We start from the raw sequence: 20,032 nt of genomic DNA, 5'->3' as shown, positions 1-20,032 counted from the left end.
CATGAGTCAGAGCCACGAGCGGCGTGTCGTATGCCCGCTGATCGCCGGCGTGGATGAGGCAGGGCGGGGTGCGCTGGCCGGCCCGGTGACTGCCGCCGCGGCTATGCTGAACCCCGCCGTGGCCGATCCCGGGCTGACCGATTCGAAGCAATTGAGCGCGACGCGCCGCGAATGGTTCGACGGGCGTATCAAAATGGATGCCGTAGCCTGGGCGCTTGGTTGGGCCTCGGCCGCCGAAATAGACGCCCATAACGTCCTCGCGGCAACGTTTCTCGCCATGCGTCGTGCAGTCGATGCGCTGCCGCGCCGGCCGGGCGCGGTCTGGATCGATGGCAATCGGGCTCCGGACGGAATCGGCGCCTGTCGGACTGTGGTGGGCGGTGATGCGTTGCAACCCGCTATAAGCGCGGCCTCTATTCTGGCCAAGGTGGCGCGCGATCGCGAGATGGTAGCGCTCGATGCGCGCTATCCCGGCTACGATCTCGCGGCCAACAAAGGCTATGGCACGGCCGCGCACCGCCGGGCGCTGGCCGAACGCGCGCCGACGCCAGCGCACCGCGCCTCATTCGCGCCCGTCGCGCGTCATCAAACGCCCGAGCAAATCAGTCTCGGCGACTTCTAAAGCCGTCGGCGCGCCGCACTCGTTACCCCGGCTGGCCCGATGCGTTGTAGACTGAGGCCATGCCCGACTTTGTTCACTTGCGCGTCCATACCGAGTATTCGCTGGTTGACGGGATCGTGCGGATTGGCGATCTGGTCGATATGGCAAGCACGGCCGAGGTGCCGGCCATCGGCATGGCCGACCGTGCCAACGTCTTCGGCCTGGTTAAGTTCTACAACGCTGCACTTGCCGCCGGCGTCAAACCGATTATCGGCGTCGATCTGTCAGTCCGCGATCATGACGACGAGCCAGCCACGCGCCTGACGGTTATCGTCCAGAACCAGACTGGCTACGCCAATCTCTGCCGGTTGTTAACCCAGGCCTATTTTTACGGCCAGACCGAGGGGTTGGCCTGTTGTCGACGTGAATGGATCGTCGCTGCCAGTGACGGTTTGATCGCGCTGTCGGGTGGTATGGCCGGCGACGTTGGTCAGGCGTTGATTGCCGGCAAGTATGAGATGGCGCGCGCACACGCCGACTTCTGGCAGCAAACCTTCGGCGATCGCTACTACTTCGAGGTGACGCGTTGTCAGCGCTCGGGCGAGCCGGCCTGGTTGGCAGCCACGGTCGAATTAGGGCTGGATTTGGATGTGCCGCTGGTCGCGACCAACGACGTTCGTTTCCCGAGCGCCGAAGATTTCGATGCGCATGAAGCACGGGTGTGTATTAATCGCGGCGAGACACTGGCCGACCCGAGGCGCCAGCGCGACTATACCCGCGAGCAATACCTGAAAACATCGGCTGAAATGGTCGAGCTGTTCGCTGATTTGCCGGAAGCGCTGGCCAATAGCGTCGAGATAGCCCGGCGGGCCAGCCTCGAACTGGAGCTGGACCGAGATTATCTGCCGGACTTTGAAGTGCCGGCAGAGCACGACACTGCCAGTTTCTTGCGCGCTGAGGCAGAGACTGGTCTGACCGACCGACTGGTCCATCTGTATCCCGACCAGGCGAGCCGCGAACAGCACACACCGGCTTATCGCGAACGACTCGAGCACGAGCTCGGTGTCATCGAGTCGATGGGCTTTCCCGGTTACTTTTTAATCGTCGCCGACTTCATCCGCTGGGCACGCGAGGCGGGCGTGCCGGTCGGGCCAGGGCGCGGCTCTGGTGCCGGCTCGCTGGTCGCCTATGCGCTCGGCATCACCGACATCGACCCGCTGGCTTTCGACCTGCTGTTCGAGCGCTTTTTAAACCCCGAACGCGTGTCGATGCCGGATTTCGATGTCGATTTCTGCATGGACGGCCGCGATCGCGTAATCGAGTATGTGGCCGAGCGCTACGGTACCGAAAAAGTCAGCCAAATCATCACCTACGGCACGATGGCGGCACGCGCTGTGGTGCGCGATGTCGGCCGTGTGCTGGGCCATCCTTTCGGCCGCATAGACCGCGTGGCCAAACAGATCCCATTCGCGGTGGATATGACGCTGGCCCGCGCGTTGGAAGAGTCCGAGGAGCTGGCTGAGACCCGACAGAACGACGAAGAGATGAGCTACCTGCTGGATCTCGCCCAGTCGCTGGAGGGGCTGTCGCGCAATCCGGGCAAGCACGCGGGTGGCGTGGTCATTGCACCGAGCGCACTGACTGATTTCACACCATTGTACTGCGAGCCCGATGGCAGTGCGCGTGTGAGCCAGTTCGACAAAGACGATGTCGAAGCCGTGGGTCTGGTCAAATTCGACTTTCTGGGCCTGCGAACGCTGACGATCATCGATCACGCCGAGCGGTCGATCAATGCGCGTGGCGCGGCCGGCGCCGACGAGACACTCGATGTCCGGCGCGTTTCCTACCGCGATCAAACCACGCTGGATGCGCTCAAGACGGGCGAGACCGTGGCCGTGTTTCAGCTTGAATCGGCTGGTATGCGGCGCCTAATCAAGCGTCTTCAGCCGGATGCCTTCGAAGACATCGTGGCATTGGTGGCCTTGTACCGGCCCGGGCCGCTGGAATCCGGCATGGTCGAGGATTTCATCGACCGCAAACACGGCCGCACCGAAGTTGTCTATCCGCATCCGTGGCTGGCCGAGATTTTGGCGCCGACTTACGGTGTGATCCTGTATCAGGAACAAGTGATGCAGATCGCCCAGGTATTGGCTGGCTACAGCCTGGGTAATGCTGACCTGTTGCGCCGGGCCATGGGTAAGAAAAAACCCGCGGAGATGGCCAAGCAACGCGATCGTTTCCTGGCTGGCGCGGCGGACAATGGTGTCGACGCCGACACGGCCGCTTATATTTTTGACCTGGTCGAGAAATTCGCCGGCTACGGGTTCAATAAGTCGCACTCGGCGGCCTATGCGCTGGTCTCCTACCAAACTGCCTGGCTCAAGACCCATTACCCGGCCGACTTCATGGCGGCGACGTTGTCGGCGGACATGGAAAACACCGATAAGATCGTGGTGCTGATCGACGAATGCCGACGGCTATCGATTACCGTGGCGCCGCCGAACGTTAACGAGTCCGCGTTCACTTTCAGTGTGGTGGAAGAGGCGACAATTCGCTACGGCCTCGGCGCGATTAAGGGTGTCGGTCGGGGCGCCATCGAGGCGATCACTGCGGAGCGCGAGCGAGGGGGTGCATTCGACGGTTTGTTCGACCTGTGTCGCCGGATCGATACCGGCAAGGCCAACCGGCGCGCGCTGGAAAGTCTGATCCGTGCCGGCGCGCTGGATGCACTCGGGCCGAACCGGGCGAGTCTTATGCACGGCCTGAGTGAAGCGCTGGCCGCGGCGGAACAGGACCAAAGTGCCAGTGCAGCCGGTCAGAACGACATGTTCGGCTTGGGGATCGCGGCAACCGCGAACGCCTCGGAGTTGGCCGCAATCGCGGATTGGCCGACCGACGAGCGATTGCGCGCCGAACGCGATACGCTTGGGCTTTATCTAACGGGTCACCCGATAAAGGCGTTTGAGTCTGAACTCGCAGCGATGACCCACGGGACGATTGCCGAACAAGTCGCGGCCATGTCGCGGTCGGAAGAGTCTGGCGGTCGCCGGGGCAATGGTGGGCGCCGTAGTGCGATTGTTGCTGGGCTGGTTATCGACGTGCGGCGCATGAATAAGGGCCGGCGTGTGATCGTCTCACTTGATGATGGCAGCGGTCGCATCGAATGTCCGCTTTTCGAAGATAAGGCCGCCGCTTATGGCGACAAGCTGGCTGCGGATAAGCTCGTGGTGATCGACGGCACGTTGCAATACGACACGTTTTCAGACGGTTTTAGACTGAACCCGAATCGCGTCATGGACTTGGCCGAAGCGCGTGCGGCTTACGCGTCGCGGGTATTACTCGACGTGCATGCCGAAGCCGCGCCCGATGTCGACGCGCTTGCTGATTGTGTGGATCGTTACAACAACCGCGCCGGCTGTGAGCTTGTGCTGCGCTATGCCAATGCTGACGCCGAAGCCGTGCTGACGTTCGAAAATCGCCGCGTGGATGTCTCGAATGGCTTTTTCGACGATCTCGATGGTTTGATAGGTGCGGATTCGGTTCAAGTGCGTTATGGTCACGCGTTAGACGCCTGACAATACTGATAACACGACTAGACAGTGGCTAGTGATTGGCGTCTCGTAAAGTCACAATAATTCCGGTAGGAGACCGCTACCCCGCCCATGGCGCAGATCAATCTCGATTATCTCGATTTCGAGCAACCGATTACCGAGCTGCAGCAAAAAATCGATGAACTGCGCAACGTCGCCGACGACAGCGAAGTGAATCTCAGTGAAGAGATCAAGCGTCTCGAGGCCAAGCGCGCAAACCTGACAGAGCAGATTTTCGCGAAACTATCCACTTGGCAGGTGGCTCAACTTGCGCGCCATCCGTTGCGGCCGAATCTGGTCGATTATATCGATGGCATGTTGACCGACTTCGTGGAACTCCACGGTGATCGCCAATTCGCCGATGATCAAGCAATCATCGCTGGTACGGCGCGACTGGAAGGGCGGCCAGTGATGGTCATCGGCCACCAGAAAGGCAGCGACACCAAGGAAAAGATCGCCCGTAACTTCGGCATGCCGCGGCCCGAGGGCTATCGCAAGGCCTTGCGTATCGCCAAAATGGCCGAGCGCTTTGGTCTGCCCATTCTGACCTTTATCGATACACCGGGCGCGTATCCTGGGATTGGCGCCGAGCAGCGCAACCAGTCCGAAGCCATCGCACGCAATTTGTATGAGTTTTCGCGGCTACGCGTGCCGATCATCAGCACGATTCTCGGCGAGGGCGGCTCCGGTGGCGCGTTGGCTATTGGCGTCGGGGATAAACTCTGCATGCTGCAATACAGCATTTATTCCGTGATCTCGCCGGAAGGGTGTGCCTCGATTCTTTGGAAATCGGCCGATTACGTGCAACAGGCCGCCACAGCGATGAAGGTCAGCGCACGTGAGCTTGACGAGCTGGGGCTGGTCGATGAGGTCATCGATGAGCCGGCCGGCGGCGCACATCGCGATTCGGCGACGCATATCGGTCACGTTAAAAAACAATTGAGCGCACAACTCAATTCGCTTGTTCATCTAGAACACGACGAGTTGTTGGCAAACCGTGATACGCGCTGGCGCGCGTTCGGTGCGTTCAAGTCCGAGGCTTGAGCCAGCTAACTGACGCGTTTAAACAACTAAACGAAGATACGCGCTTGGTCGTCGCCTACAGCGGCGGCCATGATTCGACAGCCCTGTTGCACGTCGTCAGCCGCATTGTCCCGCGCAATCGGCTGCGCGCGCTCCATGTTCAGCACGATCTGGCCGATCGAGCCCATGATTGGGCCGCTCACTGCAGCCATACTTGTCGCGCGCTCGCAATCGATCTCGAGGTGTTGCCGGTTGCGACCAGGGCGTATCGCGCCGATGGCCCGGAAGCTGCCGCGCGGCGGGCGCGCTACGCAGCGCTGGCCACGCATATCGCACCGGACGAGTGGCTGGTAACCGCCCATCATGCGCGTGATCAGGCCGAGACGATGCTGCTGCAAGCTTTGCGCGGTGCTGGCGTCGCTGGAACAGCGGCTATGCCGGCGCTGGCTCCGCTTGGAGCGGGCTGGCAGTGGCGGCCCTGGCGTCATGTCGAACATTGGGTCATCGCCGATTATGTCGTTCAACACGGCATCGATTGGATCGAGGATCCGAGCAATGCCGATACCGCACTGGCGCGCGGGCGGCTGAGCGAAACGCTCTGGCCGATGCTAACCGCGGCGTTCCCGGCTGCCGAACGCACGCTGGCACGAAGCGCGAGCCATGCTGCCGACGCGGCCGAAGCCATGGCGGCATTGGCCCGCATCGATCTGAGTCATGCACGCATCGACAGTCGTCGCCTGTCACTCGCGGTGCTTACCGAGTTGACGCCCGCTCGCCGTGCCGCTGCGCTTCGGCACTGGCTCGCCGAGCTTGGGAGGGATACGCCGGCGAGTTGTCATATTGACGAATTCGAACGGCTTCTCGATGCGCGGCCCCACGCCAGCCCGCGCGTCGAATTCGGGCATACCGAATTGCGTGTGTTCGCCGGTGCGGTCTGGGTCATGCGGCGATTGGGACCCGCACCGAGCGGATCGATCGACTGGCATGACGGCACATCGATTGATTTGCCTGGCGAGGCCGGTCGACTGTGTTTGGTGGGCGATGGGGCGGCGCGCAGCCCACTCACGATTGACTTTCGTCGCGGCGGCGAACGACTCGCACGCGCCGATGATGGGACTACGCGCCTTGGTCGCTGGTTCTACGCGCATGGCTGGCCGTTATGGCTGCGTGAGCGCGCACCGTTGGTCTACGCGCATGGCACATTGATTGCGGTAGCCGACGCCTGGCGCCACCCCGAGATCGACTTGTGGTTGGGCCGAGGTGCCGGTTTTAAGTGGTGTCACGAGCTAGTCGGCGATCCGGCTACCGACGGTCAGCCGCCAGATTCATGAGGCTACAGGCGCCCACCCGCGTTGCTCTCTGGCCGCTGATCCGCTAGCATTTGCATGCTTTGCGCGGCGGCGAGACAAACTGCATGACTGAGCCGGCAAGCGGCACCCGATATCTCTTCGTAACCGGCGGCGTTGTTTCGTCGCTCGGCAAAGGCATTACAGCCGCCTCGCTCGGCGCACTGCTCGAGTCTCGAGGCTTTAGTGTCTCGGTTATCAAACTCGATCCGTATCTGAATGTCGATGCGGGAACCATGAGCCCGTTCCAGCACGGCGAGGTCTACGTTACGCGCGACGGCGCTGAGACTGACCTCGATCTCGGCCATTACGAACGGTTTTTGAGTACGCGCACGTCCGGCCTGTCGAATTTCACGACCGGTCAGATCTACAATAATGTCATCACCAAGGAGCGCCGCGGCGACTACCTTGGTGGCACCGTGCAGGTCATTCCGCACGTCACCGACGAGATCAAGAACGCGATCGTGGCAGGCGGCGAGGGCGCCGACATCTGCCTGGTCGAGATTGGTGGCACGGTTGGCGATATCGAATCGCTCCCATTCCTGGAGGCGATCCGCCAGTTTTCGGTCGAACTGGGGCCACAGCGCGGTTTGTTCATGCATCTGACGCTGGTGCCGTATATTGCCTCGGCCGGTGAGATGAAGACCAAGCCGACCCAGCACTCGGTCAAGGAGCTGCGTTCGATCGGCATTCAGCCCGATCTTTTGGTGTGTCGCGTGGATCGTGTGCTGCCGGAATCGGAGCGCCGCAAGATCGCATTGTTTAGCAATGTCTACGAGCGTTCTGTCGTGGCCGCAGTCGATGTCGATGACATCTACAAAATGCCCGGCTTGCTGCAGCGCCAGGGCATTGATGGCCTGGTGATCGACCACTTCGGTTTCGATAAGGATGTGCCGGCTGCTGATTTGTCGCCTTGGTCGGCGCTGATCGAAGCACGATCAATGCAGGATGCCACTGTCAGAGTTGCGATGGTCGGCAAGTATGTCGATCTGGCTGACGCGTACAAATCGGTCAATGAGGCACTTGGCCATGCCGGGCTTCAGACCGGAACTAACGTCGAAATCGTCTATCTGGATTCATCCAGCGTGGAGCGTAATCCGGACGCCAGCCTGGCTGATGTCGACGCCGTGCTGGTTCCGGGCGGGTTCGGCGAACGTGGTGTCGAAGGCAAGATTGCCGCCGTTAGTTATGCCCGCGAGCATCGGCTTCCGTATTTTGGGATTTGCCTCGGTATGCAGGTCGCCGCGATTGAGTTCGCGCGCAACCTGGCCGGGCTTCCTGGCGCCCACAGCACTGAGTTTGTAACCGATGCCGACGACCCGGTGATCGCGCTCGTGACCGAATGGCGGGATGCGGAACTCGGCGTCCAGCGGCGTAGCGCCGACGCCGATCTCGGCGGCACGATGCGTCTCGGTGAACAGCGTTGTACGCTCATTGAAGGCTCGCATGTTGCCCAGGCTTATGGTGCGGCCGAAATCTATGAGCGCCACCGGCATCGCTTCGAGTTCAATAACCATTATCGGGATCGCCTGGCTGACGCAGGATTGGTATTTTCTGGTTGGGCGCCCGAGGATGATTTGGTTGAAGTGATTGAGTTGCCGGATCATCCGTGGTTCGTTGGCTGCCAGTTTCATCCCGAATTCACATCAACCCCGCGTTCCGGCCATCCGCTTTTCAACGGGTTCATCGCGGCGGCGCGCGCCCACAAGGTTGCTTAGATCACCATGAATGTTGCTGGTATTAACGTAGACGTCGATCAGCCGCTATGTCTTATCAGCGGGCCGGACAGCCTTGAATCTGAGGCCCTGGCTGTTGAAGTCGCTGGCGAAGTTGCCGAGATTTGCCGTGATCTTGGTATCGGTTACGTATTCAAGGGATCGTTCGACAAAGCCAATCGCTCGTCGAATGACAGTTATCGAGGTCCGGGCCTCGATGCCGGTTTGAAAACACTCGAGGCCGTGAAGCGTCAAATCGGTGTGCCGGTAACGACCGATATTCACGAACGTGAGCAGATCGAGCCAGTCGCCGACGTCGTCGATGTGCTGCAGACTCCGGCGTTTCTATGCCGTCAGACCGATCTGATCCAGGCTGCCGCGGCCAGCGGCCGGCCGGTCAACATCAAGAAAGGGCAGTTCATGGCGCCGGGTGAAATGGCGAGCGTCGTCGCCAAGGCTCGAGCGGCCGGGGGTGAATCGGTGTTGGTCTGCGAGCGCGGATTTGCCTTCGGATATAATAATCTCGTGGTTGATATGCGTTCATTGGCGATGATGCGCGACCACGGCGCGCCGGTCGTATTCGACGCGACCCATTCGGTGCAATTGCCGGGTGGGGCGGGTAAGACGTCCAGCGGCGCGCGCGAGCACATTCCCGTTTTGGCTCGCTCAGCGGTCGCGGCTGGCGTCAGTGCGCTTTTCATGGAAACGCATCCGCGTCCTGACGAGGCCCTTTGCGATGGCCCCAATTCTTGGCCGCTCGCGAAGATGCGGGAGTTGCTGACCACGCTTGTCGAGTTGGATAACGTCGTCAAACAAGCCGGCGTCATCGGACCGGAAGTGTGATGCGTATCCTCGCCCGTACTCAAATAAAATTTTTCGTTGCTTGTCGCGGCTGTAGCTGCGATAGCGTATAAATCGGATTGAACCGACAAGGACACGACGACATGGCCAAAATCACCGGCATTAAGGGCTTTGAAGTACTCGATTCACGCGGCACGCCGACTGTGGCTGCGGAGGTTACGCTTGACAGCGGTGCTGTGGGCAGTGCCAAGGTGCCGTCTGGCGCGTCGACCGGAAGCCTCGAGGCCAACGAACGACGCGATGGCGATGCGTCACGCTTTGTCGGCAAAGGTGTGTCGCAGGCTGTCGCCAGTGTTAACGGCGAGATCGCCCAGGCTTTGCAAGGCCTCGATGCAACTGATCAGGCGGGACTCGATCAACGGATGATCGAGCTGGATGGCACCGATAACAAATCGCGCCTCGGTGCTAACGCCATTCTCGGTGTTTCGCTTGCCGCGGCCCACGCTTCAGCAAGCGAAGCGGGTCAGTCGCTGCATGCCTACCTCGGTGGCGGGCAGCGTACCCAGCTGCCAGTTCCCATGATGAACGTAATCAACGGCGGTGAGCATGCCTCGAACAACGTTGATATTCAGGAATTCATGATTGTGCCGGCCGGGTTTGACCGGTTCTCCGACGCGCTTCGTTGTGGCGCCGAAGTTTTCCAGAATCTGAAAAAATTACTTGGTGAACGTGGCCTGGCGACGACCGTCGGCGACGAAGGAGGCTTCGCGCCCGATCTGCCGTCCAATGCCGCGGCCTTGGACACGCTTGTCGAAGCCATCGAGCGTGCGGGTTACAAACCGGGTGAACATGTCTGGTTGGCGTTGGACACCGCAAGCAGCGAATTCTGTGACAACGGCCGTTACCACCTGGCATCGGAAGGGCAGACATTCGACGCCGATGGGTTTGTTGAGTATCTGGCTGACCTGGTTGAAAAATATCCAATTATTTCCCTGGAAGACGGCATGGACGAGTCCGACTGGGATGGCTGGGACAAGCTCACCGCTCGCATTGGCGATAAAACGCAACTCGTCGGCGACGATCTGTTCGTGACCAATACCCGCATCTTTGGCCAGGGAATTGAGCGTGGTATTGGCAACTCGATCTTGATCAAGCCCAATCAGATCGGGACGTTGACCGAAACGCGACAGGCTATCGACATGGCGGCTCAAGCCGGATATAGCTCGATCGTGTCGCACCGTTCCGGCGAGACTGAGGACACGACCATTGCTGACCTGGCGGTAGCGACCGACGCCACGCAGATTAAGACCGGCTCATTGTCACGCTCGGATCGCGTGGCCAAATACAACCGCCTGTTGCGGATTGAAGCCGAGCTTGGCACCAGCGCGAGCTATCCGGGGTGGCACGCATTTGCACCGTTCGGCTAATGGTGGGCAACCCCACGGCGCGGCGCGTCAACCGATCATGGGCCGGATTATACTAATCGTGCTGGTTGTCGTTTTGGCCGGCTTGCAGTATCGACTGTGGATCGGCGAGGGCAGCCTCGGGCAGGTGCAACGCCTCCAGAATCGGCTCGATCGCATTCAAGCGTCGAACAAACAGCAACGTGCTGACAACCAGCAACTGGCCGCCCGCATTCGCGATTTGAAAAATGGTACCGCTGGTGTGGCGCGACTGGCGCGTCACGAAATGGGTATGGTTGGGAAAAACGAGACATTTTTTCTGACGGCCGACAAAGCAGATGGTCGGAACACCGAGCTGGCCCAGGACGACCAGAAATAACATCGTTATTGACTAAATCGCCGCGCTGATATACCGGACTCTCAACGGCCGTCGTATTGGCAAAGCCGGTATGATCGTTGCGCCTCAATTATATGTAATAAAACGGTCCTGTCCGTAGCTCATGACTGACGAACAATGGATGAACGAGGCGCTTGATTTAGCGCGTCGCGCAGGTCAAGCCGGCGAAGTGCCGGTGGGGGCTGTGCTGGTGCGTGACGAGTGCGTTATTGGCGTGGGGCGCAACCAACCGATCGGTGCGACTGATCCGAGCGCGCACGCCGAAATCGGCGCGTTGCGCGATGCTGCCGCGCGCACCGGTAACTATCGCTTGCCGGGCGCCACGCTATACACCACGCTTGAGCCCTGTGCGATGTGCGCGGGGGCGATCATTCAGGCCCGGCTGGCGCGGGTTGTGTTCGGTGCGTTGGACGAGCGTGCCGGCGCGGTGCAGTCCGTTTTTTCCGTCTTAAGCGAACCGCGCTTGAATCATCGAGTTGCCGTCGAAGCCGGCGTGGGCGCCGATGCAAGCCGGCACTTATTGCGCTCATTCTTTCGGGCGCGTCGCAGTGGTGTCTCATGCAGTCAGTTTGACGATTGCGAGCGATCGGTGGCTGACGAAATGTCTTCGTGAATGGTGTACATCCCGGCGAATCGTTGTCTTGGCGGTATTGGCCTAAAACCGTCGCTGGGGCCAAGCATGTCGCAGGTGATACCTTCGGCGATAAGTACGCCACACACGGTGAAGTGCCGTATGCATTGGCTGCGTCAGATACGGGGGAAGCTGCCAAGCCGGTCGGATGTCGGGTTGTCGTTCGATGGCGAATGCGACCAATTGATGTCGATTCTAAGGTTGTGTCAGCCACTGATACTGCTAGCCTCTCGCACGTAACTGTCTCGCGGTAACCGGAGAACGCCTCGCCATGATGTTCAGATGTCTCAAGATCACACTCGCTGTGTCGCTCGTTTTCGGCGTAGTTTCGATGGCGGCGGCCAAAACGTTTATCACCATGGGGTCCGGGTCGACCAGCGGACTGTACTATCCGACCGCGGTTGGCATGTCGAAAATCGTCAACGAGGCTGACGTGCCGATTCGTGCCAATGCACGCTCCACTGGCGCTTCGGTCTATAACTGCCGGGCGATCGGTAAAGGCCAGCTTCAGATGGGCATCAGCCAGAATAACGTGGCTTATTACGCCTATCATGGCGCTGGCATCCAGGCATTCCAGGACAACGCCATTAAGAACCTTCGCGGTGTCACGGTCCTTTATCCGGAGACCATTCAGATTCTGGCGCGCAAGGATGCCGACATCGATAGCATTGCCGATATGGCGAATAAACGCGTCTACGTCGGTGATATCGGCTCCGGTACCGAGCAGGACGTCAAGCATCTGTTTGCGGCCTATGACCTGAGCCTCGATGATCTGAAGTCACCAGTGCGTGGCAGCTCCGGCGATGCGGTTGGCCTGCTGCGCGATGGCAAGATCGATGCGATGTTCTATAGCGTCGGCCTGGGTGCGTCAGCGATCACCGAAGCCGCCCAGACCGCGCCCATCAAGCTGGTGAGCTTGCCGCAGTCCAAAATAGACCAGTTGCACGATAAGTACTCCTTCTACACTGGTGTGACCATTCCCGGGGGCACGTATCCGGGCGTGGATAACGATGTGCGCGCGGTTACGCTTAAGGCCATGCTTCTGACCACCGCCGACCTGTCGAAGAAAACGGTCAAGCAGTTCATGAATGTCGTATTCGATAAAAATATCGACGCGTTCTATAACGATATTCAGAATCCGAACTTAAAGAAATTCTTCAAGCTGGAAACGGCGCTTAAGGGAATGTCGATACCGCTGCATCCCGGCGCGGTGGCGTTCTTCGAGTCGCACGGAATCAAAGTGCCGGACGATGTGAAACCGTCGGCCGCTTAACTGGAAAGGACCGCGTCAAGTTGGCCGGTCCTCGGCCCCGGTCGATGGTCTCGGCCGGGGTTTTTTGATTCGTACGAGTTGAGTTTGTTCGATGGGCGAGATGCCAAATACCGAATCAGCCAGCAATATCGAAGCGAGCGACCGCGGCGATCGTCAGCCGCGCGCGGCTTGGCAGCGCTGGTTGCTGGCGCTAATCGCTGTCGCGTGGAGCCTCTTTCAGCTCTATGCGAGTTATACCGGCACACTGAACCCGCAGAAAGTCGGCTCGATCCATCTGGCGTTCGGCTTTGCACTAGCGTTTCTCGCCTATCCGCACCGGCGTGGCGCCACTGATCGGATTCCGTGGTATGACTGGCTGCTAGCGCTCGTCGCGGTTGCTTCAGCGCTCTACGTATTCTTTGATTACTACAACCTGACCGCCGTCCAAGGGGGCGTGCCGATCACGCGTGACGTCTGGATCGGCTCCGTGTTGCTCGTGCTTCTGGCTGTGGCGGCGACACGTATCGTCGGTTTCGCGCTGCCCATCATCACCGCTATCACGATTATTTATGGCGCGCTGGGCCCGGCCGGCATTATTCCGATTGAGCCGCCCGACATCATCTATCTGCACAATGGTTATGACTGGTCGCAAATCGTCCAGCAACTTTATGTGACGACAGAGGGGATCTGGGGCACGCCGATCCAGGTCTCCGCGACGTTTATTTTCCTGTTCGTTTTATTCGGCGCGTTGCTTGATCGAGCGGGGGCAGGCCAATATTTCGTGGATCTGGCCTACAGCGGGCTTGGTGGTTATCGCGGCGGTCCGGCCAAGGCGTCGGTTGTTGCCAGTTTGATGACTGGCGTTATTTCGGGGTCGTCGACAGCCAATACAGTGACTACCGGCACGTTCACGATTCCGTTGATGAAACGCACCGGCTACCCGGCGACGAAAGCTGGTGCGATCGAAGTTGCAGCTTCGGTCAACGGCCAACTCATGCCGCCGATCATGGGTGCGGCCGCGTTCATCATGGCGACGTTTCTCAATATACCGTACTCGGAGCTTATTACCTACGCGATCGTCCCGGCGGCGCTGACCTATATCGGTTTGTTATTCGTGGTCCACCTCGAAGCCCTCAAGTTGGGGCTCGAAGGCATGCCACGAGCTGAGCTGCCGGCATTTTGGCCGACCTTTTTCAAAGGCGTGCATTATCTGCTGCCGGTTGCGTTTTTGCTCTATGAACTCATGTGGGTCCACCTTACGCCCGCCCGCAGCGCACTCAACGCCACCTTTATGCTAATCGGGTTGATCCTGCTGCAGGAGATATATCGCGGTTGGCGCGATCAACGCGGCATTATCCTCGGCCTGTGGCAGGGCCTTGTTCACGTGTTTAATGGCTTCGCGATCGGCGCTCGCAACATGACCACCATCGCCGTTGCCACCGCGGCAGCCGGAATTATTGTTGGCATGGTGACCATGACCAATCTGGGCTACGGTCTGACCCAGATTCTTGGCACGGTCTCCGGGGGCAGTATCTGGATCGTGTTGATTCTGGCTGCGATCACGTCTTTGGTTCTAGGGATCGGTCTGCCGACGACGGCCAACTACATCGTTATGGCAGCCCTGGTGGCGCCAGTCATCGCGAATCTTGCCGACCAATCCGGCATAGCAGTGCCGCTCGTCGCGATTCATCTATTTGTGTTCTATTTCGGCATTTTGGCCGACGATACGCCACCGGTTGGGTTGGCCGCCTATGCGGCGTCGGCCATATCGCGCGCCGACCCGATTGCCACCGGTGTTCAGGGTTTCACCTACGATCTGCGCACTGTGATTCTGCCGTTTATTTTCTTTTTCAATCCGGCGTTGCTGTTGATCGATATCGGTAGCTGGTACAACGGCCTTTGGGTACTCGTGACGGCGCTCGCCGGCATGTTTGGCTTTGTCGCAGCGACGCAGGGATTTTTGAAAACCCATATGGGGTGGATCGAGCGCGGACTGGCGCTTGTCGGGGCCATCTTGACGTTAAAGCCGGGCTGGGAAGGCGATGTCATTGGCCTCGCGTTACTCGCCACCGTGGTCCTCTACAATATCTGGCGTGCCGGTCGAGGACCGTCGGCGCCGAGCGCAGTCCAGGCCGGCGCTTGAGTTGTGGCAAACGTTGCAGGTGCCATTCCGTGTCGTGAGCGCTATAGTCGCTATCATGGTGCGGTTGAGATGGCGCGGGCATCCTCGACTGTAGTTGGATTGAATGCCAGGCATAGCTTGGCCAGTACTTTTTCCGAACATTTAAACGAGTAGGGCTATGACAACCGACCGGAATTGGCGGATTGCAGTGTGTCCAGGCGACGGTATCGGCCCGGAAGTGGTGGCCGAAGCAGAGCGTGTGCTAGGTGCGTTGACGCACAGCGATAAGCGGCTGTCGATTGAGACCACGCAATTCGAATGGCCGTCGCATACTTGGTTGGCCGCCAACGGGGGGATGGCCCCTGATGACTATCTTAGCCAACTGGCCGAATTTGATGCCGTATTGCTCGGTGCGCTCGGCGATCCAGGCCCTACCAGTGACCCTGATCGCCGGGTGTTATCCGACGCCGAATCACTGGCGCCGTTGCTTGGAATTCGCAAATATTTCGATTTGTGGTGTTGTCAGCGACCGTGTCGACCGTTGACGGGAACTCAGTTGCCGCTAGCGGATGCACGGGCCAGTGAGACCGATTTCATTGTGCTGCGGGAGAATAGCGAAGGCGAATATGTCAATCAGGGCGGGCGGTTAGCGCCCGGAAGCGCGCGTGAGACTGCGACCCAACTCGCTGTGTTTTCCCGCCAGGCCACGGACCGGTTAATTCGAGCTGGATTCGAGCGTGCGCGTCAGCGTGCGGCCGATCGCAGAGATGGCGCTGGTCCGCGCGCGTTCGGCGAGGACAACCGCCACGCTGAGGTGTGCCTGATCACCAAACGCAATGCCCAGCGATATTGGGGTGATCTCTACACCGAACGCTTCAACGCGATTGCCGACGAATATCCGGATGTTGCGACACGTCATGAGCTTGTCGATGCCGCAGCGATGAAATTTGTGCAGGCGCCGTGGCAGTTCGACGTGGTCGTGGCGTCTAATCTTCACGGCGACATCCTGACCGACTTGGCAGCGGCCATCAGCGGTGGCCTGGGCGTTTCGCCCTCGGCTAACATCAATCCCGACGATCGCAGCGTGCCATCCATGTTCGAGCCAACCCACGGCAGCGCCCCGGATATTGCTGGCCGTAACCAGGCTGACCCGACTGCCATGCTGCGCACTACGGCCATGATGTTGGACTGGATGGGTGAGGTTGACTCGGCGTCGCGTGAGGCCGCCCGTCGGCTCGATTCGGCTGTGGCACACGTTGTTGCGATGGGCGGTACCGGGGCGCAAGGCGCGCCGCGTGCCACCGACGACATTGGTACAGCCGTTGTCGAGGCCCTTGGCTGATCAGCGAAGTTGTGTCGGAGCAGGTATGGACAAGTTCGCGTACACTGAAAGAAAAATATTCCATATAGAAGGACGAGATCGATGACAGGATCGCATCCGGGCTATCTATCACCGCTTCTCAAGCAGGCGACCGGCGTCAATGTCGAGCATGGCGAAGGCTGCTATCTCTATACAAGCGACGGCCAGCGCTATCTGGATTTTACCGCCGGAATTGGTGTAACCAGCACTGGCCACTGTCATCCGAAAGTTGTCGCCGCGGCCCAAGAACAGGTCGGCAAGCTGATCCACGGGCAATACACCACCGTAATGCACGAACCGCTTATGCAGCTGTCCGAGCGGCTCGGTGCGCTGATGCCGGGGGACATCGATACGCTGTTCTATGCCAACGCTGGTACCGAAGCCATTGAGGGCGCATTGCGATTGGCGCGTCACGCCACTGGCCGGCCCAACATCATCGTCTTTCAAGGTGGTTTCCATGGCCGGACCATGGGAGCGGCGTCGCTAACCTCGTCGGGCACCGCTTACAGTGCCGGCTTGCAGCCATTGATGGGTGGAGTCGTCGTGGCGCCATTCCCGCACGCGTTTTATTACGGCTGGAGCGAAGACGAGGCAGCGGATTTTTGTCTGCGTGAACTGGACCGTATCCTCGAAACTTGCAGTGCACCCTCGGATACGGCGGCGATGTTCATCGAACCAGTGCTAGGCGAAGGTGGTTTCGTGCCGGCCAATACACGTTTCATGGCCGGGCTTCGTGAGCGCTGCAGCCACCATGGCATGTTGCTCGGCGTGGACGAAGTCCAGGCCGGCTATGGCCGCACGGGCCAGTTCTGGAGCCACAGCCATTTCGGCGTCCAGCCCGATATCGTCGTAACCGCCAAGGGGATCGCCAGCGGTTTCCCGTTGTCGGCTTTTGCAGCGTCGAATGAGACGATGGCGCGCGGTGGGCCAGGCTCGCAAGGTGGCACTTACGGCGGTAACGCGGTTGCTTGCGCAGCGGCCTTGGCGACACTCGATGTGTTCGAAGAAGAAGGCCTAACCGATAATGCCGCGACGCAAGGAGCCCATCTACGCCAACGTCTAACTGATCTGGCGGCGCGCTATGACTGTGTAGCCGATGTGCGCGGCAAAGGCTTGATGCTCGGTGTCGAAATCCAGCAGACCGGCGGTACAAGCGAGTCTCAGCTCGCCACTGCTATAACTGACGCCTGTGAAGCCGAGGGGTTACTGCTGCTGCGTTGTGGGCCGCGCAAGCAAGTGATTCGCTGGCTGCCGCCGTTGATCGTGGATCGCGAACAAATCGATAAGGCTGTCGATATCTTCGAGCGTGTGCTCGCATCGACCGCATCCTAATCAACCCAGTGCCGTGCCTCGGCGGCTTGAAAGCGCGTCGAGGCGCCACTGTTACTCGTTTGTTCAAACGATTTTAATTTTCCAATTCGGAGACCGATAGTGCGTATCCGAGGCATCGTATTCGCAGCGATTTGTGCCGTTATTGTTGGTGTGTTTGGCGCGACCGGCGTGGCCATGGCTGCAAGCTCGGGCGATCAAGCTGCCACCGGTGCCACGGTGAAGGCGTCGAGTGACCAAGCATCTGCGAAAAAAGCGGAGCAGAATCAGCATAAGCCTGAAAAAGGTGCTAACAAATCAGGATCGCCGTCAGACGATAAACAAGCTGACAGCGATCATGGTGAGTCGCAATCTGCGTCGCAGCAGCTCGCTCGTTTGAGCGCTGGCTGGGTTCACACCATCGGTGCTGGTGTGGTCTCGATTTGGCAGACGCTGACAGCTTCCAACCCGGCAAGCTCGGGCGGGCCGACTTTCAACTGGCATAAGTTTATCGACGCCGCGTTTACACTGGCGATCATTGTCGCGGCCACGTTTGCTACGTGGTTGATTGTAGGGAACCTTTTTCGGCGACTATTCGACTGGCTGAACAAACTCTCGGAGCGTGCGAACCAATCCGAAGGCAGCGTGCTCGGCATCTGGACGCGGCGCGGTGGTGCGGTTGTAGCCGGATTGTTGATTGATGTGGTTGGTGTCGCGGTGGCGGGTGCCGTGGGGGCCATAGTCGCTGGCACGGTCACTGAATCCGGCACACAGGCGGCTACGCGCGGCCTTTTGTTCGTTAATGCGTTCTTCGCGGTCGAGATGCTGAAGGTGGCGGTGCGCGTTGTTTTCTCAACCGGCTATCCGGCGCTTCGGCCCTTGCCCATGGCTAGTACGTTGGCGGGTTGGTGGAGTATTCGCCTGCGCTGGCTGATCAGCTGGCTTGGCTACGGCATCATGGTTGCCGTGCCGGTGCTGGATACTCAGGTTTCATCGCGACTGGCGGCGCTGGTTTATCTGGTTATCTGTGCTGTGGCGCTTATAACGAGTGTTGTCGCTCTGGTTAGCTATCGGCATATATTAACCAGCGTGTTTTCGGTGCGGGCGACGCGTGCACGCTCGGCTATTTTTGGTGGCCTCTATCGTTTGGTCGCACGCATTTGGCTGCCGATAGCGATTGTCTATCTGGTCATTGTGTTCACCCTCAGTCAGCTACCCACGTCGGACGCATTCGCGTTCGTGGTTTGGGCTTCATTGAAAACGGCGCTGGTCATGGTGGTCGGCTGGGTGCTTTGCCTTGGCATCGAGCTTTTGCGGCACGTGACAAGCCAACTCGGCGACCGCTCCGCGCCCAAAGTGCCGCAACTGCAGCATCAGATCGATCGCTATGTGCCGATAATCGCTTTCATTGCCAAGTTGCTGGTGGTGATCTGCGTTATTGGTTCGTTCGCTGGTATTTGGAATATCGTCGATTTTTCGGCTTGGCTGCATAGTCAGTCAGGTGCCGATACGGTGGGTGCAGCGATCCGGGTTCTTCTGATCGTAGCGATCGCTCTTTCGATCTGGATCGTGACCTCCGCATTGCTGGAGTTCCGACTCAGTCCGCACACTGGCAAAGGCGAGCCCAGTACGCGCCAAAAGACACTGATCGCACTTTTGCACAATGTGCTGGCCATTGTGATCGTCACGCTGACCATCATGATCGTGCTGTCGCAGATTGGTGTCGACATTGGGCCGCTGATCGCGGGGGCCGGCATTCTGGGGCTTGCGGTCGGATTCGGTGCGCAGAATCTGGTGGCCGACGTGATCGCCGGTGTGTTCATTCAACTCGAGAATTCGATGAATGTCGGTGATGTCGTTGCCACAGCCGGCGTGTTCGGGACGGTCGAACGACTGACAATTCGCTCGGTCGCGATCCGGGATCTCGACGGCGCATGTCACGTGGTGCCGTTTTCGTCGGCGCGCGTGGTGTCGAACCACAGTCGAACGGGTACGACCTGGCGCGGGGAATACGCGATCGCGCTCAGCGCAGATATCGATGCCGCGATTGCATGTCTTCGCGAGGCGTTCGAACAACTCAAAAACGATCCCGAATTGGCGCCAAGCATCCACGGTGATATCGACATCCCGGGTGTCTCGGCAATGGAATCCGATCGGCTGCGTATCCGTGCCATGATCATTACTGAGCCCGGTATGCAATGGGCTGTCGGCCGTGGTTTCAATCGATTGGTCAAGATGTATTTCGACCGGGCTGGCATCGAGATTCCATTGCCGCACCAAAAGGTCTATTTCGGTAATGAGGCATTGGTGCACTCGGACGCGAACGCTACGCCGCAATCGGGTGCCGGTCGGCTCGATGCGCCGGATGGCGATCAGCCCGCGTGATTTGATGCCCGATGATTGGATGGTGCCAAATACCAGTGCGGTAGCGGGCGGATCGTGATCGGCCGCATGATGCCTTATGAGAATAGGATACGAGCAGT

General features: G+C 59.4%; 14 protein-coding genes. All 14 read left to right on the top strand.

All coding sequences use genetic code 11. The annotated features are described in order from the left end of the window. Position 1 precedes the first annotated feature (1 nt). The gene (locus HKX41_03210; protein NNC23166.1) at positions 2 to 622 is read left to right on the top strand and encodes a ribonuclease HII; all 621 of its coding nucleotides are present in this window, start codon (positions 2 to 4) and stop codon (positions 620 to 622) included. A gap of 59 nt (positions 623 to 681) precedes the next feature. Then, entirely contained in the window at positions 682 to 4,176 is a 3,495-nt protein-coding gene (gene dnaE / locus HKX41_03205; protein ID NNC23165.1) for a DNA polymerase III subunit alpha, read from the top strand. 96 nt (positions 4,177 to 4,272) lie between these two features. Then, entirely contained in the window at positions 4,273 to 5,235 is a 963-nt protein-coding gene (locus HKX41_03200) for an acetyl-CoA carboxylase carboxyltransferase subunit alpha (GenBank protein ID NNC23164.1), read from the top strand. Further along, on the top strand, positions 5,232 to 6,545 hold the full coding sequence (tilS, locus tag HKX41_03195; protein ID NNC23163.1) for a tRNA lysidine(34) synthetase TilS: 1,314 nt from the start codon (positions 5,232 to 5,234) through the stop codon (positions 6,543 to 6,545). Before HKX41_03200 ends, tilS begins: the two co-directional genes overlap by 4 nt. A gap of 83 nt (positions 6,546 to 6,628) precedes the next feature. After that, positions 6,629 to 8,278, top strand: a complete 1,650-nt coding sequence (locus HKX41_03190; protein ID NNC23162.1) for a CTP synthase — start codon at positions 6,629 to 6,631, stop codon at positions 8,276 to 8,278. 6 nt (positions 8,279 to 8,284) lie between these two features. Then, the gene (kdsA, locus tag HKX41_03185; GenBank protein ID NNC23161.1) at positions 8,285 to 9,118 is read left to right on the top strand and encodes a 3-deoxy-8-phosphooctulonate synthase; all 834 of its coding nucleotides are present in this window, start codon (positions 8,285 to 8,287) and stop codon (positions 9,116 to 9,118) included. Positions 9,119 to 9,219: 101 nt separating this feature from the next. After that, positions 9,220 to 10,503, top strand: a complete 1,284-nt coding sequence (eno, locus tag HKX41_03180; protein ID NNC23160.1) for a phosphopyruvate hydratase — start codon at positions 9,220 to 9,222, stop codon at positions 10,501 to 10,503. A gap of 37 nt (positions 10,504 to 10,540) precedes the next feature. Further along, on the top strand, positions 10,541 to 10,858 hold the full coding sequence (locus tag HKX41_03175) for a cell division protein FtsB (protein NNC23159.1): 318 nt from the start codon (positions 10,541 to 10,543) through the stop codon (positions 10,856 to 10,858). A gap of 121 nt (positions 10,859 to 10,979) precedes the next feature. Next, positions 10,980 to 11,489 (top strand): tRNA adenosine(34) deaminase TadA, encoded by a 510-nt coding sequence (gene tadA, locus HKX41_03170; protein ID NNC23158.1) that lies wholly within the window; start codon positions 10,980 to 10,982, stop codon positions 11,487 to 11,489. A 292-nt stretch (positions 11,490 to 11,781) separates the two neighbouring features. Beyond that, positions 11,782 to 12,780, top strand: coding sequence for a TAXI family TRAP transporter solute-binding subunit (locus tag HKX41_03165; GenBank protein NNC23157.1), 999 nt, complete (start codon positions 11,782 to 11,784; stop codon positions 12,778 to 12,780). Positions 12,781 to 12,871: 91 nt separating this feature from the next. Further along, positions 12,872 to 14,902, top strand: coding sequence for a TRAP transporter permease (locus HKX41_03160; GenBank protein ID NNC23156.1), 2,031 nt, complete (start codon positions 12,872 to 12,874; stop codon positions 14,900 to 14,902). Positions 14,903 to 15,059: 157 nt separating this feature from the next. Continuing rightward, positions 15,060 to 16,223, top strand: coding sequence for an isocitrate/isopropylmalate dehydrogenase family protein (locus tag HKX41_03155; protein ID NNC23155.1), 1,164 nt, complete (start codon positions 15,060 to 15,062; stop codon positions 16,221 to 16,223). A gap of 81 nt (positions 16,224 to 16,304) precedes the next feature. Beyond that, entirely contained in the window at positions 16,305 to 17,573 is a 1,269-nt protein-coding gene (locus HKX41_03150; protein NNC23154.1) for an aminotransferase class III-fold pyridoxal phosphate-dependent enzyme, read from the top strand. A gap of 99 nt (positions 17,574 to 17,672) precedes the next feature. Beyond that, positions 17,673 to 19,934 (top strand): mechanosensitive ion channel, encoded by a 2,262-nt coding sequence (locus HKX41_03145; protein NNC23153.1) that lies wholly within the window; start codon positions 17,673 to 17,675, stop codon positions 19,932 to 19,934. Positions 19,935 to 20,032 lie beyond the last annotated feature (98 nt).

The organism is Salifodinibacter halophilus (assembly GCA_012999515.1).
Classification (GTDB): domain Bacteria; phylum Pseudomonadota; class Gammaproteobacteria; order Nevskiales; family Salinisphaeraceae; genus Salifodinibacter; species Salifodinibacter halophilus.
This window is presented reverse-complemented; position numbering and strand designations above follow the sequence as displayed.

What these genes read in the sequence shown, in the direction of transcription:
- HKX41_03190 (NNC23162.1), top strand. Translation starts at nt 6,629, where the DNA reads ATGACTGAGCCGGCAAGCGGCACCCGATATCTCTTCGTAACCGGCGGC.
- HKX41_03175 (NNC23159.1), top strand. Translation starts at nt 10,541, where the DNA reads ATGGGCCGGATTATACTAATCGTGCTGGTTGTCGTTTTGGCCGGCTTG.
- HKX41_03160 (NNC23156.1), top strand. Translation starts at nt 12,872, where the DNA reads ATGGGCGAGATGCCAAATACCGAATCAGCCAGCAATATCGAAGCGAGC.
- HKX41_03210 (NNC23166.1), top strand. Translation starts at nt 2, where the DNA reads ATGAGTCAGAGCCACGAGCGGCGTGTCGTATGCCCGCTGATCGCCGGC.
- HKX41_03165 (NNC23157.1), top strand. Translation starts at nt 11,782, where the DNA reads ATGTTCAGATGTCTCAAGATCACACTCGCTGTGTCGCTCGTTTTCGGC.
- dnaE (NNC23165.1), top strand. Translation starts at nt 682, where the DNA reads ATGCCCGACTTTGTTCACTTGCGCGTCCATACCGAGTATTCGCTGGTT.
- eno (NNC23160.1), top strand. Translation starts at nt 9,220, where the DNA reads ATGGCCAAAATCACCGGCATTAAGGGCTTTGAAGTACTCGATTCACGC.
- HKX41_03155 (NNC23155.1), top strand. Translation starts at nt 15,060, where the DNA reads ATGACAACCGACCGGAATTGGCGGATTGCAGTGTGTCCAGGCGACGGT.
- kdsA (NNC23161.1), top strand. Translation starts at nt 8,285, where the DNA reads ATGAATGTTGCTGGTATTAACGTAGACGTCGATCAGCCGCTATGTCTT.
- tadA (NNC23158.1), top strand. Translation starts at nt 10,980, where the DNA reads ATGACTGACGAACAATGGATGAACGAGGCGCTTGATTTAGCGCGTCGC.
- HKX41_03150 (NNC23154.1), top strand. Translation starts at nt 16,305, where the DNA reads ATGACAGGATCGCATCCGGGCTATCTATCACCGCTTCTCAAGCAGGCG.